The following is a 15,923-nucleotide window of genomic DNA, read 5'->3' on the forward strand; positions in this document are numbered from 1 at the left end:
ATTAAACCCCTCCCATTTCTCCTGTCTCATATAAAATGCATGCCAATGCAGCCATTCCTGCGGTCTCCGCACGCAAAATACGTCTTCCCAGTCCTGTAGACTGTGCCCCGGCCTGCTCGGCCTCCAGGCTTTCCGCTTCAGTAAAGCCGCCTTCCGGGCCTACCACCAGCAGAACACGCGGCATGTCCGTCGACGCCCATTGTCCTGCCAAAGGCTGGATTACATCCCGTAGCTGTTTACCCTGCTCTTTTTCATAACAATAACATATCAAATCATACCCAGCAAAAGAAGCCAGAAGTTCTTTCCACGTCATGGGCGCGCTAATTTCTGGAATCCGGTTACGGTGGCTTTGTTCAGCCGCTTCCTTTACAATCTTGCGCCAACGCTCCAGTCGCTTGCCTTCTTTTTTGGCATCATACTGCACGACCGTACGCTCGGACAAAAACGGTACAAACCCGGTTGCTCCGATTTCTGTACATTTTTGCATCACCGTCTCCATCTTGTCTCCTTTAGGAAGACTCTGAGCGATAGTGACCTGCACATGCGGTTCAGAGGTCATCTTCAGCGGCTCAATAATCGTCGCCGTAACATGATCCTGCTCAATCGTATCCAATGCAACCAGCGCTTCCCTAGATATCCCGTCACTAACTATAATTTTGTCACCACTACGGCCCCGCATGACTTTAGCGATATGTCGCGCGTCCTCACCCGCAACAATCACGTGATCTTCTAGAAATTGCTCTGCCGGAATAAAATAACGCTGCATTCTCTCTCACACCTATTCCTGGATTTTGCAAAATCCTCATTCTAAAAATAACTGTTATCCACTAACGTTCCGTACAAAATCCGAATAAATCACCAAGCAACATCATATCATCTTTTGCGCCTGTATGACCAGTCTGTTCCCTCTTCCATTCAGGTTATACCTACCTATTCTCGTAAAAAAAGGAGCCCTTAGGCTCCAAACAATCCAGTGATATAAAAAGAGAACTGCAAAAACTGTATATAAATCATCTGGGCCAGCGTGTAAAGAGGTTCAATTGTTACAGCTCGAACCTGCGGAATGACCAGGATAAGCAGAAAAATAAAGATCGACCACTGTTCAAATTGCTGAAGTTTACGGCGTACAGGAGTGGGGGCCACATCTTCCACAATCCGGTATCCATCCAGTGGAGGCAGTGGGATCAAATTAAAGATAAACAAAAATAGATTTAAATTGATCAGAGCATTGATAAACAAATAGATTGCTTGAGCTACCCGTTGGTTCTCCATCCCCGGCAATACTTGAAAATGAAGGAGCACGGCATAGATCAAAGTAGTAACAAATGCAAGCAGCAGATTGCTCAGCGGACCCGCAGCCGATACGATAATGCCCATGAGGCGCGGACGGCTAAAATTGTCACGATTAACCGGAACTGGCTTGGCCCAGCCAAAGCCTCCGATCAACAGCAGCAGCGTACCCAGTAGGTCAATATGCACTGCCGGATTTAAAGTCACGCGCCCAAGTAGCTTGGCCGTAGGGTCACCAAATTTATTGGCATAATACGCATGTGCAAACTCATGAACCGTGAACGATATGATCACAGCCAGTAAATAAAAGGGAAGAACATTTAAATTTACACGAAAAATATTTTGTAAAAAATCCATACTTACCTCTTTCTCGCCACAAACGCCAGCCAATCTTCATCCCGGCTTATTTCGGCAATCTCAAAGCCAGCTGCTTTCAAAGCAGTTTCGACAACCTCTTCTTTGTTCTTCCAAATCCCTGAAGCAATATAAATACCACCTGGTTCCAGGGCTTTATATACATCATCAATGAACAGCAGAATAATCTCTGCCAATATATTAGCTACCACTAGCTTGACCGGTAACTGGATACCCAGTGTTGGATCGCTTGCATTAAGCACGGATAGCAAATCACTTTCTTTAATGGTAATGCGTTCCTCCAGTCCGTTCAAACGCGTATTTTCCCGCGCACTGGATACTGCCACCGGGTCCAAATCCAAGGCAAGTACATGCTTCGCTCCCAGCTTTACAGCTCCAATGGCCAAAATACCGGAACCCGTGCCGACATCAATAACTTCTTCTCCACCCTTAATCACAGACTCCAGCGTTCTCAGACAAAGGGATGTCGTAGGATGCGTTCCGGTCCCAAAGGCCATACCAGGGTCCAGCTCAATGATTTTTTCCTCTTCACTCGCAGGCTCATAGTCTTCCCAAGTGGGTTTAATCGTCAGACGGTCCGACACACGCAAAGGCTTGAAATATTGCTTCCAAGCATTTGCCCAGTCATCCTCATCAACTGTTTTCAGCTCATACTGAACCTCACCAGGATCAATATCGAAAGTTCTCAATTCTTCGACGCGCGGCTCAATCTGCGAACGAATACGATCCATGTCCACTTCTTCGGCAAAATAGCCTTTGATGATCGCTTGTCCTTCAGGTATGTCGTTCAAAGGCCGATCATACCACTGTCCATAGGACGTATCCCGCGGCTTGTTGAGCGAACCGGATTCTTCAATGGAAACCCCTCCTGCACCTGCTTCGTGCAGAAAATTCGAAATCATTTCGATGGCTTCTTCGGTTGTATGTATTGTAATTTCATTCCACAACATGGTTTTCATTTCCTCCTCATTTCACATGCATACATTACATTGTACTATATACATGCACAGGAGTTCAAAAAAGCTAATATTATCGAAGTTCAAAATATTTTTTGTAGAGCTTGTATATATTGTCCACTCTTTTAGTCCAAGCACCCTTAACTCTAGTACATACAATACAATATACTAGAAAAGGAGTGATTTAGTATGGCAAAGACGGTGTTAGATTATAATGCCAGTGTTATTACACCTATCACTAATGGTATAAATCTTCCTGTTCCGATTTCTCCAGCCGGACTTGGAATTGCTACGACGTCTGTATTTATTGATCCTGCTATTTCTGGAGCTGTCAACAACCGAGTAGAGTTAAAAGCCTCGATTGGACTACGTTTTGTCGGTGCCGGCAACATTAGAGTGCTTGTACGGATTTGGAGAGCCGGCAAGGAAATTTATTACGGACTGGAATCCAATGTCTTCGATAACAATATTATTCTTAATGTCGAAACGGTAGACGTTGCGCCTCTGGGCGTGCAAAACTACCAACTGATTATTGAAAATCAAACGCCTGCGACTACTGCTTTCGTCGCCGGTCCTCTTGTTTTTAGTGCAACAGCATACAGCGGATAATGAATAGAAAGAGGAAAGAACACAAATAAGACGGGCTATCCCACAAATCATCCTTATTAATGGAGATAACCCGTCTTATTAAATTCTACTCATTGTCGATTATGATACGCTGCTGACGACGGTCAGCTACTTCGCTACGCCGGATCGCTTCTAGATCCTCAGCATCTGCCTGATCTGCCGAGAACTCTACATCTTCATTTTTAGCAGATTGCATGCGTTTGATTTTCTCCGTTTTGGTCAGCACTTTATCAAACCGTTTGTTTTTGGACATCGGTCACTACTCCTTCCAAACTTTTCACAGCATTCCACCCGCTTGTTCCACGATGGACATCGCCTGATGATGAATGGATTCATCCACCACAGCAGTCAACAAAATATCACGGCCCGTCGGTCCGCCCTGTCCTCCATCACTCATGCCACTGGCGGACGGATCAGCTGCAGCCAGTATTGCTGGAGTTGCATCTGTAAAGTCCACGCCCTGTGTCAGTGAGGACAAGCTGCTAATCTGTCCTGAAAATACAGGCAATCCGGCGTTGCCAGTAGACTGCCGCGGATACCGGCTAAATCGGTCTATCGACACATCGGCTACCCGGAGAGCTTCCAGTTTTCTAGCGGCTCCCTGTGCTTCCTCAGGACTTTTGAAATACGCCAAAATATTTTTTTCGCCCATCTCAAAATCTCCCTGTGTAGTATTGAGCGCAACTGCTCTTCAAGAGCATAGAGCGTTACGCTTTGTTATATCCTGCTCATTGGCACGATTTTATATTCCCTACGAAGGCTAGACGGATCAGGCGGTATCGAGAACAGCAGGCCAAGACTGTGAACCATAGTTTGTGAAGAATATAACTTTTACGGGTGTAAAGTAGCAGCCGGAGCTTCACCTGACTTGGCCACTCCTGTCTCCCATGCAGCACGAATGACAGCATCCCGTACCTTTTGAACCACCTTCGGATTAAAAACATTCGGTATGATATAAGTTTCACTTAGCTCCTCAGGACAGATCGCATCAGCGATAGCAAGTCCGGCAGCTAGTTTCATTTCCTCATTAATCGTCGTAGCATGGCAATCTAGAGCACCCCGGAAAATTCCCGGGAAGCATAGCACATTGTTAATTTGATTTGGAAAATCGGAGCGGCCAGTAGCAAGCACACGTACATGAGGTGCGGCTACAGCCGGATCAATTTCCGGCTTCGGATTCGCCATGGCGAACACGATAGGATCAGTTGCCATGCTCTGTATATCCTCCACAGTCAGTATATTCGGGCCTGACACACCGATGAATACATCAGCTCCCACAATCACATCGGATAAACTTCCACTTAAATTGTGCGGATTAGTCATGTTCGCATACTCTGTCCAATGCGGGTTACTGTACTCCACGTCACGATGAATAGCTCCCTGTCGATCAACGCCAATCAGATTGCGTACACCTGCCTTAAGCAGCATACGGGAGCAGGCCATACCCGCCGCACCGATCCCTGCAAATACAACTTTGACATCCTCCATTTTTTTGCCACATACCTTTAATGCATTGACCAGACCCGCTAATACAACGACTGCCGTACCATGCTGATCATCATGAAATACTGGAATGTCCAGTTCCTGCTTCAACCGTCTCTCGATTTCAAAACAGCGTGGCGAAGATATATCTTCCAAATTAATGCCGCCAAAGGCAGGAGCAATCATTTTGACAATTTGAACAATTTCATCAGCGTCCTTCGTGTCGAGACAGATCGGGAAGGCGTCAACACCTGCAAATTGTTTGAACAACACTGCTTTACCCTCCATCACAGGCATAGCGGCCTCCGGTCCGATATCTCCTAATCCAAGTACCGCAGTTCCGTCTGATACGACTGCTACTGTATTCTTTTTGATTGTTAATTGATACGCTTTGGCTGGGTCATTGGCGATTTCCATACAGATTTCAGCTACACCCGGCGTATAAACTTTGGACAGCCCCTCCATCGTTTCAATTGGCTTCTTTGGTAAGGTCTCCATTTTGCCACCTGCGTGTAATTCTCTAATTTCATCTATTAAACTGCTCATATTTTTCTCCGTCCTTCCATGTCTCTATTTGGAATGAATCTTAGTCCTGTGTATAAAACTCATCAGCTCCATAATTGGAGTAACAAAGTTGCTAAAATGACCGTGCCTGCCCCTCCAATACGTGTTGCAATTTGCGCAAAAGGCATCAGTTCCATCCGATTGGACGCAGACAGAATGGCTACATCTCCCGTGCCCCCTAATCCACCGCGACAGCTAGTCACTAAAGCAGCTTCTACGGGATACATGTGAATCCATTTTCCTGTGAAGTATCCGGTAACAATCAATGCAACTACAACAGATGCGCAGGTGATGGCATAAGGAACCGTTAAAATCCCAACTACACTATCCAAAGGTACATACAAAATACCCAATCCCACCATCAAGGGCCACGTCAGACTTGCCGTTATACATTTGTACAAGTGAAAAGCTCCCTGCTCCAATGTGTTCGGCATGATCTGAATACACTTAATTAATGCCGCCGCCAGAATCATGAGGATCGGGCCTGGAATATGGAGATACGGCTCCAGCAACTTACCCACAATAAAGAAAGTGCAAGCTAACAGCAGACCTCCTCCCATCAATGGAAAAGAAATCGATTGCTCCAAACTTGCCGGAGCTAACTTATCTGCATCTTTCTCCAGTTTCAATAACCTCCCGTTACCTGAAGTTTTCGGATTTTTCTCTGCTAATCTCTTCAGAACACCCGCACCTATGATTGCAACAATGTTCCCGATAATTGCAGCCGGGATAAACTGGGATACGAATACTGCGGAATCCTTGCCCAGCACCAATCCATACGAAATGGACAACGGTAAAATGCCTTCCCCAATCCCACCGGAGATAATCGGAATGATGATGAAAAAAAATGTATGATAGGCGCTATAGCCAAAAGCCATCCCCACCACCATCCCCACGGCAACAGCTGCAATAGATCCTATAATAATGGGGGCAAAAATTTTGACAATTCCGTTCATCAGCATTTTCCGATCCATGCCAAGAATACTTCCCGTTACTAGACATGCGATGTAGAAGTAAAGAAAATTCGAGGTTTTCATAAGCGTGTGTACAGCACCCATCGCAGATGGACTGAACATATTCCAAAATACCATTAACGATGGAACCATAAGAGATAAAATGGCCGGCCCGCCAATATGCTTAAGCAACGGAAGTTTGGCCCCTAGATCACTGAGAAGTATACCTAAAATCATGATGACGGCAAACCCGCCCAACAGATCGTTCGGAAGTCTTTCAGTAATTGCAGCTGCATAAACAATTAGCGCGATCACGGCATAGAGTGGAAGAGGAATAACCCCCACCTTTACCCTACCCAGCATTCTGATGCCATCTACAAAATTTTTACTCCATCTTTGCCCCTTTTGAATGACAGGCTGATTCGTAGCATTTTCCATAAATCTCCCTCCATAAAGTGAAGAATGATGATCATGTTTCCATTCTACACCTTGGAAAACGCTTTATTTGGTTTTAAAACTAATCATTCACTTTTGTAATTAAAGTAATCAGAAAGAAGATTTAAATAAAACTATTCATGATGCCTTCTGCCTGTGGCAATATTCGGTATTGGTAAACAGGACGCCCTATGGTACCGTATATGGTTTCCATGGAAAGAGCCTCAATCTCTGTCATAAAAGCCAGGTACTTGCGCATAGACACCCTGGATATCCCTGCACTTTCCGCAATATCCTCGGTGGAAAATAGCACCTTATTATGCCGCTGGATACAATTCCATATCATAGACAGCGTGGATTTAGTTATGCCTTTGGGCAACCGTGCCAAGTCTTTAGTCAAGCTTTTATGATAAATCAGTCGGTCCAGTTCTTCCTGCGAAAGTAGGCTGCGCTCACGCACGATGCTAATGTGCTCTCGGTACCCCGTGAGGGCCTCCAAAAAACGGTTAAAGTGGAACGGCTTAATCAAGTAATCCACCGCGCCGAAGTTCATCGCTTTTTTGACACTGTTCATGTCACTTGCAGCCGAGATGACAATGACATCTATATTTACACCTGTCTCCCGTATGAATGACAGTAAATCGAGGCCATTGCTTTCCTGCATATACACATCTAGCAATATCAAATCAATGGCTTGTTCAGCTATATATTTCTTAGCCTCTTCCACAGAAGAAGCCCAACCCCCACATCGAAAACCTTCCACCTGCTCCATATATTTGCGGTTAAATTCCGCAACCATCGGATCATCTTCTACAATCAGGACATTAATCATGTTCATCATTCCCCGCTATAATGTATGGAATCGTAATCTGAAAACAGCACCCTTGCTCGGCTGGGATCAACTTTATGCTTCCCTGTAATCTTTTCACACTTTGCGTCACCAGATAAAGACCCATCCCTCGTGACTCTCCCTTGGTCGAAAAACCTTTTTCAAATATAGCCTTCACAAGCCCTTCCGGTATACCCGGACCATTATCGCACATGATACAGGTCAGATAGCCGTTCTTCTGGCTTTCCTCATAATAAAGTGAAAGGGTAATCCGTTTGTGCTCCAAAGATTCCATCGCCTCCACCGCATTATCAAACAGATTGCCAAGAATAGTAATCAGTTCATGCGTCGTCTGAGTTTGACTGGATTCGGGCAAGTAACTACCTGGAGTCAGTTCAAAAATCACCCCTACTTCTCTGGCCCGGCTTAATTTCCCCAACACAAACCCTGCCATAACTGGGTCCCTGATCTGCCGGGTGATGGAGCCAATTTCCACTTGATGATGCTCGACGGCATCCATAATGTAATGCTCCAGTTTATCGTACATTCCCAAGTGTACCATCCCCATAATGACATGCAGCTTGTTCATAAATTCATGAGCCTGCGCACGTAGTGCTTCCGTGTACAGGGACACTCCTGTCAAACGTTCCGCAAGCTGGTTCATCTCCGTTTTATCCCGAAAGGTTACAATTGCTCCCACAATTTCCCCTTTGACCCGTATCGGAACACTGGTGGTCAGCAAGGTTATTCCACCCAGCTCCATTTCCTCATCCATCTGTGGAGTACTCGCTTCCAAGACCTCTTGCAATCGAAAAGCGGATAAATAAACGGTAATCTCCTGTCCGGAGAATGAGAAATCTTCAATCCCCGCTTGCCTAAGCAGACGTATCGCTTCTGCATTCATCAGCATGACGCGACCGAATTCATCTACCGCAATAACCCCTTCCTTGATGGATTGCAACATAGCGCTGCGTTCCTCCAGCAAGCGTGCGATTTCCGGCGGCTCCAGTCCGACTAGCATATTTTTGATTTTACGAGCCAGCACAACCGCACCTCCAGTACCAATCAACATTCCAGTGCCAATGGCGATAGCAATAAGACGGTTGTTGCCTTCCTGAGCCATCTGTACATCTTGCATGGATATACCAACAACAATCGCCCCTACCTGTTTCCCCGTTAAACTGAACACGGGGGAAAAGGCTCGCATGGACAAGCCCAATGTTCCCTTCGCAACGGACACGCTCTCATGGCCATGAAGTGCAGTATACTCGTCTCCGCCGACAAAGGCTTTGCCGATCATCCTAGCATCCGGGTGCGTTTTACGAATTCCCTTCATATCCATAGCCACGATAAACTGGATGTGATTTGCTGCTGAAACCCTCTTCACATACTCCTGCATAGAAGGAGACGAACCCGTCCCTTGCAATTGCTCGACAATAAGCGGCGTATGGGCGAGTGTACGCGCGATGGACATTGCCTTTTCTTCCAGTCCCTTCTCAGTTTCATGTTCCACTCTCTCAGCAAATAACAGGGTTACAGGCAGAAGCACAAGTGCCATAACTAGACATACTAGCAGTGTAATTAGGCCTCTGAGCTTTAATAGTGGTTTACCCCGACGTAGCTTGAGCTGTACATTTCCGATGGAACTCACCCCTTTCTACTTGATATTAAGTCTCAACAGTTCAACATGCCTATACAAAAATGGTTATGTATGTGTTTACGTGAATATAAAAAAAGGAACTATCCCGCAATTGCGGAATAGTTTCCTTTGATTCATGGTTGAAGCTCCGCGATTCCTAATTGGGCTTAGTCGCCTCGGAAGGCGCGCTTCACACGGTCAAAAAAAGACTGCTCATTCTCATGTGTCTGCTCTCCGCTAAGCGAAGAGAATTGACGCAGCAAATCCTTTTGTTCTTCACTCAGCTTACTAGGCGTTACCACAACGACCTTAATATGCTGGTCACCCTGACCTACGCCACGCAGTTTTGGCACACCTTTTCCTTTAAGACGGAAGTAAGTACCTGTTTGCGTACCTGCTGGAACTTTCAGCTTCACTTTCTCGGTCAACGTTGGGATCTCGACTTCATCTCCCAATGCTGCCTGTGAGAACGTCAGCGGAATTTCACAGTAGATATCGTCTCCCTCACGCTCAAAGAAGTCGTGCGATTTCACACGGAACACGACGTACAAGTCACCTGCCGGTCCTCCGTTGACACCGCCTTCGCCTTCACCGTTAATACGCATTTGTGCGCCGTCATCTACACCCGCTGGAATGCGGATATGAATTTTACGTTGCTTGCGTACCCGACCCGAACCGCTACAAGTCGTACATTTTTCTTTAATGATTTTACCGGAACCGCCGCAATTGGAGCAGGCGCGTCGATTAACCATGCGACCAAACGGTGTATTCTGCACCACTTCTTCCTGTCCGCTGCCGTGGCAGACGGAGCAGGTTTGTGGTTGAGTACCCGCTTTGGCTCCCGTACCGTGACACGTATCACATGTTTCCGTACGTTCAATATGAATGTCGGTTTCTTTACCGAACACCGCTTCCTTGAATTCAATCGTCATCGTATATTGAAGATCGTTCCCACGCTGCGGTGCATTCGGATCACGTCGACCATTGCCGCCGCCACCAAAGAACATATCAAAAATATCGCCAAACCCGCCACCGAAGTCGGCGCCACCACCGAAGCCGCCTCCCATGCCCTGGTTCGGGTCTACATGACCATACTGATCGTATCTTGCCCGCTTCTGACCATCGCTGAGAACATCGTAAGCTTCTTTCACTTCTTTAAATTTAGTTTCCGCGTCCGCAGCCTTGTTCACGTCCGGATGATACTGACGCGCAAGCTTACGGTAAGCCTTTTTGACTTCTTCATCCGAAGCGCCCTTCGCGACGCCCAGCACCTCATAATAATCACGCTTATCAGCCAATGTTCCACCCCCATGCCTACAACGTGTCTGCACTACATATAAAAGGAAAGCCAAAGGCACGGGATGACCCGGCTTTGACCTTCCCATCATTTCAAGGCAGTACAACCCGTAATATGCTTATTTATCTTGGAAATAACTGTTACCCTTCGGCTAATTGTTATTTATCAAGGCAGCTACGCTGCAATTACTATTCAGTATATCATAACGCATCGGTGTACCGTAAAGCTACCACTACCCGATCCGTAGCTTAGTCTTTCTTCTGGTCTTCGTCAACAACTTCATAGTCCGCGTCAACCACATTGTCGCGGCCTTTGCTGTCTGCTGCGCCATCTTGAGCTTGTTGAGCCTGTGCTTCTTGAGCAGCTTGCTCATATAGCTTCACAGACAATTGCTGAACGATTTCAGTCAGTTCTTCAGTAGCTTTTTTGATGTCTTCCAGGTTGTCGGTTTCCAGCGTTTTTTGCAGATTTTCTTTAGCTGCATTTGCTTTTTCGACTTCGCCTGCATCCGCTTTTTCGCCCAGATCTTTAATCGTTTTGTCTACAGAGTAGATCAGTTGATCCGCAGCATTTTTCGCTTCTACCAAATCTTTGCGTTTTTTATCTTCTTCCGCATGCAACTCGGCATCCTTCATCATACGTTCTACTTCCTCGTCGCTCAAGCCGCTGGAAGATGTGATCGTAATTTTTTGGCTTTTGCCTGTGCCTTTATCTGTAGCGGATACGTTCACGATACCGTTCGCATCCAGATCAAAGGTAACTTCGATTTGTGGTACACCACGTGGTGCTGGAGGGATATCTCCCAATTGGAAACGACCCAGTGTTTTGTTGCCTGCTGCCATTTCACGTTCACCTTGCAACACGTGAATTTCTACGCTAGGCTGATTGTCGGCATATGTCGAGAATACCTGCGATTTGCTCGTAGGGATCGTCGTGTTACGATCAATCATTTTAGTAAACACGCCACCTGCGGTTTCAATACCGAGGGACAGTGGAGTTACGTCAAGGAGAACGACGTCTTTCACATCACCAGTCAGTACACCCGCTTGAACTGCCGCGCCCAAAGCTACCACTTCATCAGGGTTTACGCCTTTGTGTGGCTCTTTACCTGTCAGCTTTTTGATTGCTTCTTGTACAGCCGGAATACGTGTGGAACCGCCGACCAGAACGATTTTGTCGATGTCGCTGGCACTCATGCCTGCATCTTTCATTGCTTGACGAGTAGGTCCCAATGTACGTTCTACCAGACCTTCAGACAATTCTTCAAATTTCGCACGAGTCAGGTTCAACTCCAAATGCTGTGGAACGCCATCAGCTACTGTGATAAACGGCAAAGAAATCGTCGTTGTCAGTACGCCGGACAGTTCTTTTTTCGCTTTTTCCGCTGCATCTTTCAGACGTTGTACAGCAGCTTTATCTTTGCTCAGGTCGATGCCTTGATCTTTTTTGAACTCATTTACGAGGTAATCAATAATCACTTGGTCAAAGTCATCGCCACCCAGCTTGTTATCGCCGCTTGTTGCTTTAACTTCGAAGAAACCGTCGCCCAGTTCCAGAATGGATACGTCGAATGTACCGCCACCCAAGTCATACACGAGAATCGTTTGGTCTTCGGATTTTTCCATACCATATGCCAATGCAGCTGCTGTTGGCTCGTTGACAATCCGCAGAACTTCCAGACCGGCAATTTTACCTGCATCCTTGGTTGCTTGACGTTGACCGTCATTGAAGTAAGCTGGAACAGTAATAACAGCTTGAGTAACCGTTTGTCCCAGGTAAGCTTCAGCATCGGATTTCAGCTTTTGCAAAATCATAGCGGAAATTTCCTGTGCGGAATATTCCTTGCCGTCAATGCTTTCTTTATGGTTTGTACCCATGTGACGTTTGATGGACATGATTGTACGATCCGGGTTCGTAATTGCTTGGCGTTTTGCCGTTTCCCCTACAGTACGTTCTCCATCTTTTTTGAAACCAACAACGGAAGGGGTTGTGCGTGCGCCTTCCGGATTTGGAATAACGACCGCTTCGCCGCCCTCCATAACAGCCACACAAGAGTTGGTTGTACCTAAGTCAATACCGATTACTTTGCTCATCGGACAATTCCTCCTTCTGTATATACGAGGCCCGCAGGCCAGAATGGTTGAATCAAAATGATGTATTTCTAATGTATATTGAAAAAGCTACATGCTCACTTTTACCATCGCTGGACGAAGCACCTTGTCCTTCAGCATGTATCCTTTTTGTACCTCTTCAACGACGATGCCTTCCTCATGCTCTTCGCTCTCCACCTGCATAATAGCCTGATGGAAATCCGGATTAAACGGTTGTCCCACCGAATTCATGGCCGTTACACCCTCTGCCTGAAGCACACTCTCAAACTGGCGGAAAATCATTTCCACGCCTTTGCTGAATGACTCAGACTCCGCTCCTTGCGGTGCTGTTGCCAGCGCACGCTCGAAGTTATCCAAAACAGGCACCAACTCGGTAACCAGCTTCATAGATGCATATTTGGCAAGGTCTTCTTTTTCTTTCAGCGTACGACGGCGAAAATTATCAAAATCCGCCTGAGCGCGTAAAAACCGCTGTTGATGCTCTTCCGCCTGTGCGCGAAGCTTAGTCAGCTCTGTTTCGCTTTCTTGGTCTTCCAGTGCTGCCGCTTCATTAACCGGCTCTTCCTGCTGGCTCGTTTCGGCGGCTTCCTCTGTGCTTACATTTTGTTGTTTTTCTTCTTGGAACGCTTGTTCTTCCTTCAAAATGTTTCACCTCCTTCAAGTCATAACTACCTTTACAAAAACACGCAACAATGCACCCGCGCAGGATACAAACCGTATCCCGGCGCGGAACATGTAGTACCGCAACCTATGCGGTCTTGTTCTATTTAAACCGTTGCGTTAGCATTGCGGTCAAATCCTTAGACAGGATACCCAAAATATTAATAACTCTCGCATATTCCATCCGTGTCGGACCCAGTATGCCTATAGTGCCCAACGCTTCTCCATCTACTGCATACGTAGCAGTAATCAGGCTGCAATTGGCAAACGCCTCATGATCATTTTCAGTGCCGATGCGGACTTGAATTTCAGGTGCCCCGGCAACAGGTGTCATTAGTTTAAGCAGCGTTGGTGTTTCCTCCAGCAGATCGAGAATATGTTTAACCTTTTCTACATCTTTAAATTCAGGTTGATTGAGCATGTTCGTCGCACCGCTCAAATACAAGCGCTGATCCGATTCATTATCCAGTGCTTTATCCAGCACCTTCATAGCGTCCTCAAAATGAGACACATGCTTCTCCATCTCCTGACCAAGTGCGGTGTAAAGGCGCGATTTAAGCTGATAAATCGGCACACCGACCAGCTTGCTGTTCAGTAAATTCACAACCTTCTCCATCTCGGAAATCGAAATTCCCGGTGGAATATCTACCGTTTTATTCTCCACCTGACCGGTATTGGTCACGATTATCGCCACAGCCGTCGTTTCGTTGAGCGGCAGCAGCTGAAAATGACGCAATGAAGTATGAAAAACCTCCGGCCCAAGCAGGATGGAAGTATAATTGGTCATATGGGACAAAATGCCTGACGCATGCTGGATCACTTGCTCCATTACATTCAGCTTTTCGGCGTAAAAGGCTTTCAGTTCCCGCATTTCCATAGGCTTCAGCGTATTCAGTGGCACCAGATGGTCCACATAATAACGATAACCTTTATGAGACGGGATGCGTCCCGCTGAAGTATGGGGTTGCTCCAGATAGCCCTGTTCCTCCAAATCCGACATTTCATTACGGATCGTGGCCGGGCTGAATCCGACATCCTGCCTTTTGGATATGCTGCGGGAACCCACTGGCTCAGCCGAACGAATGTAGTCATCAATAATCGCATTCAGAATGAGTCTCTGACGTTCGGTTAACAAGCGAATCCCCCCTTGTTGTTTATCCATAATAGCATGATTGTTAAATGGAATCATTAGCACTCGTTCGCGATGAGTGCTAACCGTTAATACAAAAATACCAAACCGACCTGATCATTGTCAAGTCAGTTCAGTATTTTCAATAAACAAGATTTATCACAACAGTTTAGTTTACTGGAATGAATCCACAACGTTTACACTTTTTCACGAAAAATCTCAATATCCAGCGTATAAAAACCGTATTTATGTATAGTGACACAGAAAATAGAAAAATTCGAGACTATGTCTCCATACCATTATAGCTTCTTTGTCCTTGAGGAGGAATTAAATTTGAGAACTAATCGCCGCAATCTTTTATACGCATCGATCGCACTTTTACCTACAATTTGTATGTTTCAGATTTTAATTGAGTTGTTTCCGTATACAGGACTAGGAAGAATAGTTGCTTTGCCATTGGTTTTCATCCTGAATGCAGCCCTTATTATTTCAGTCATCCATCTAATTCGTAAATTAAGCCCCCTGTGTTGTGCCTTAATCTTGGTTCCTACAATACTTTTAAGCATATGGAATACCATTTTGTTTTAACCTCAAGAATTCAGTCCAAGTATTCCCAAGCAAATAAAATACAGTATATCGGCAATACAACATTACGATGATTTAACACTAGCCGATTGGGAAGGATATACATATAGTCCAAGCAGAAGCGGAGCGTCTGAAAGATATGTTGTCGCCTTGTATAAATATAAACACCGAGTTCCATTAGACGGCACTTCATACTTTTATAATGATACTGATTATCATAAGGACCATCCCATAAGAAGCCTGAATGGAATACCTTCCGAACTGGAGCCTCATCATCAATTCATTTGGTGGTTGCTCAAAGCATATGAGAAATGAACCAGGATTAAACAATGTAGGCTGTATAACAAACGCACGATTATGGCCTGATGAAAAAAGAACTGACCTCATTATTGACAGGTCAGTTCAGTACTTTCAACACTGCGATTTCATCACAATTGTTTTGTTTACTACAGTGAATGCAGTCGGTCCATACCTTTTCAGGGAAAATCTCTTTACTTACTACATCAAAACCGTTTTTTATAAAAAAGGAGACCTCGTAGGTCAATGCCATAATTTTAGGAATACGTTGCCGCCGTGCTTCTATAATAAGGCCCTCCACGAGCTTGGAGCCAATACCCATACCTTTATGTCCCTCAGAGATGCCAAGGGAGCGAATCTCTACCAGATCAGCGCCCAATTTGCATAAAGAACCACAACCAACAACTTCGCCGTCCACCTCTGCAACAATAAATAGCTCCAGTTGGCGCGTAAGCACTTCCCTCGAACGTGGCAGCATAATCCCCCGCTCTGCATAGCCGCTAATCATTTGATATAAAGGCTCCACATCCTCAGGAACCGCACTTCTGCACAATACATCTTTACACACTGAAGCCATCTTGCTCTCCTCCTGCCGCTTGCCGCATATAATGAATAAATATACAACATCACGCATAGAATCGCAATACTCCATTTACCCTGCTGTGACAGAATAGTGTTATAAAATGATTGTCCC

15 protein-coding genes are annotated in these 15,923 nt (G+C 45.8%); 1 reads left to right on the plus strand and 14 read right to left on the minus strand.

Features of this window, described 5'->3' with window-relative positions; genetic code table 11:
• Nucleotide 1: 1 nt before the first annotated feature.
• From MKY24_RS17920 to prmA, 3 genes are all read right to left on the minus strand, one after another.
• A complete protein-coding gene (locus MKY24_RS17920; protein ID WP_264454752.1) occupies nt 2–766 on the minus strand; it encodes a 16S rRNA (uracil(1498)-N(3))-methyltransferase in 765 nt (254 codons plus the stop codon).
• 188 nt (nt 767–954) lie between these two features.
• Nucleotides 955–1,647 (minus strand): site-2 protease family protein, encoded by a 693-nt coding sequence (locus MKY24_RS17925; RefSeq protein WP_023989504.1) that lies wholly within the window; start codon nt 1,645–1,647, stop codon nt 955–957.
• Nucleotides 1,648–1,649: 2 nt separating this feature from the next.
• Nucleotides 1,650–2,615, minus strand: coding sequence for a 50S ribosomal protein L11 methyltransferase (gene prmA / locus MKY24_RS17930; RefSeq protein WP_023989505.1), 966 nt, complete (start codon nt 2,613–2,615; stop codon nt 1,650–1,652).
• A 195-nt stretch (nt 2,616–2,810) separates the two neighbouring features.
• Here prmA and MKY24_RS17935 point away from each other — a divergent pair, with 195 nt between their 5' ends.
• Nucleotides 2,811–3,230: a hypothetical protein gene (locus MKY24_RS17935; RefSeq protein ID WP_023989506.1), complete on the plus strand. Its 420-nt coding sequence runs from the start codon at nt 2,811–2,813 to the stop codon at nt 3,228–3,230.
• 85 nt (nt 3,231–3,315) lie between these two features.
• Here the strand turns inward: MKY24_RS17935 and MKY24_RS17940 are convergent, their stop codons facing one another.
• The 11 genes from MKY24_RS17940 to MKY24_RS17990 form a co-directional block, all read right to left on the minus strand.
• The gene (locus MKY24_RS17940; protein ID WP_023989507.1) at nt 3,316–3,501 is read right to left on the minus strand and encodes a YfhD family protein; all 186 of its coding nucleotides are present in this window, start codon (nt 3,499–3,501) and stop codon (nt 3,316–3,318) included.
• A 24-nt stretch (nt 3,502–3,525) separates the two neighbouring features.
• Entirely contained in the window at nt 3,526–3,900 is a 375-nt protein-coding gene (locus tag MKY24_RS17945) for a hypothetical protein (RefSeq protein WP_013311164.1), read from the minus strand.
• 179 nt (nt 3,901–4,079) lie between these two features.
• The gene (locus MKY24_RS17950) at nt 4,080–5,276 is read right to left on the minus strand and encodes a malic enzyme-like NAD(P)-binding protein (protein WP_250239593.1); all 1,197 of its coding nucleotides are present in this window, start codon (nt 5,274–5,276) and stop codon (nt 4,080–4,082) included.
• A gap of 62 nt (nt 5,277–5,338) precedes the next feature.
• Complete coding sequence (locus MKY24_RS17955; protein ID WP_023989508.1) at nt 5,339–6,685, minus strand: 2-hydroxycarboxylate transporter family protein; 1,347 nt, start codon at nt 6,683–6,685, stop codon at nt 5,339–5,341.
• 121 nt (nt 6,686–6,806) lie between these two features.
• Entirely contained in the window at nt 6,807–7,514 is a 708-nt protein-coding gene (gene dcuR / locus MKY24_RS17960) for a two-component system response regulator DcuR (protein ID WP_160789664.1), read from the minus strand.
• Nucleotides 7,507–9,162 (minus strand): DcuS/MalK family sensor histidine kinase, encoded by a 1,656-nt coding sequence (gene dcuS / locus MKY24_RS17965; protein WP_076295465.1) that lies wholly within the window; start codon nt 9,160–9,162, stop codon nt 7,507–7,509. The genes dcuR and dcuS overlap by 8 nt, the downstream gene beginning before the upstream one ends.
• Nucleotides 9,163–9,317: 155 nt before the next feature.
• On the minus strand, nt 9,318–10,448 hold the full coding sequence (gene dnaJ / locus MKY24_RS17970) for a molecular chaperone DnaJ (protein ID WP_023989511.1): 1,131 nt from the start codon (nt 10,446–10,448) through the stop codon (nt 9,318–9,320).
• 247 nt (nt 10,449–10,695) lie between these two features.
• The gene (gene dnaK, locus MKY24_RS17975; protein ID WP_023989512.1) at nt 10,696–12,540 is read right to left on the minus strand and encodes a molecular chaperone DnaK; all 1,845 of its coding nucleotides are present in this window, start codon (nt 12,538–12,540) and stop codon (nt 10,696–10,698) included.
• An 87-nt stretch (nt 12,541–12,627) separates the two neighbouring features.
• Entirely contained in the window at nt 12,628–13,200 is a 573-nt protein-coding gene (gene grpE, locus MKY24_RS17980) for a nucleotide exchange factor GrpE (protein WP_013311172.1), read from the minus strand.
• Nucleotides 13,201–13,321: 121 nt separating this feature from the next.
• The gene (hrcA, locus tag MKY24_RS17985; protein WP_013372178.1) at nt 13,322–14,353 is read right to left on the minus strand and encodes a heat-inducible transcriptional repressor HrcA; all 1,032 of its coding nucleotides are present in this window, start codon (nt 14,351–14,353) and stop codon (nt 13,322–13,324) included.
• Between the two features lie 976 nt (nt 14,354–15,329).
• The gene (locus MKY24_RS17990) at nt 15,330–15,806 is read right to left on the minus strand and encodes an N-acetyltransferase (RefSeq protein ID WP_013311174.1); all 477 of its coding nucleotides are present in this window, start codon (nt 15,804–15,806) and stop codon (nt 15,330–15,332) included.
• Nucleotides 15,807–15,923 lie beyond the last annotated feature (117 nt).

The organism is Paenibacillus sp. FSL P2-0322 (assembly GCF_037975315.1).
GTDB classification, from domain to species: Bacteria; Bacillota; Bacilli; order Paenibacillales; family Paenibacillaceae; genus Paenibacillus; species Paenibacillus polymyxa_B.

Coding starts and splice junctions, on each gene's coding strand:
- dnaK (WP_023989512.1), bottom strand. CDS start 12,540: ATGAGCAAAGTAATCGGTATTGACTTAGGTACAACCAACTCTTGTGTG.
- dcuR (WP_160789664.1), bottom strand. CDS start 7,514: ATGATTAATGTCCTGATTGTAGAAGATGATCCGATGGTTGCGGAATTT.
- MKY24_RS17990 (WP_013311174.1), bottom strand. CDS start 15,806: ATGGCTTCAGTGTGTAAAGATGTATTGTGCAGAAGTGCGGTTCCTGAG.
- prmA (WP_023989505.1), bottom strand. CDS start 2,615: ATGTTGTGGAATGAAATTACAATACATACAACCGAAGAAGCCATCGAA.
- MKY24_RS17935 (WP_023989506.1), top strand. CDS start 2,811: ATGGCAAAGACGGTGTTAGATTATAATGCCAGTGTTATTACACCTATC.
- MKY24_RS17955 (WP_023989508.1), bottom strand. CDS start 6,685: ATGGAAAATGCTACGAATCAGCCTGTCATTCAAAAGGGGCAAAGATGG.
- MKY24_RS17920 (WP_264454752.1), bottom strand. CDS start 766: ATGCAGCGTTATTTTATTCCGGCAGAGCAATTTCTAGAAGATCACGTG.
- MKY24_RS17925 (WP_023989504.1), bottom strand. CDS start 1,647: ATGGATTTTTTACAAAATATTTTTCGTGTAAATTTAAATGTTCTTCCC.
- MKY24_RS17945 (WP_013311164.1), bottom strand. CDS start 3,900: ATGGGCGAAAAAAATATTTTGGCGTATTTCAAAAGTCCTGAGGAAGCA.
- MKY24_RS17950 (WP_250239593.1), bottom strand. CDS start 5,276: ATGAGCAGTTTAATAGATGAAATTAGAGAATTACACGCAGGTGGCAAA.
- MKY24_RS17940 (WP_023989507.1), bottom strand. CDS start 3,501: ATGTCCAAAAACAAACGGTTTGATAAAGTGCTGACCAAAACGGAGAAA.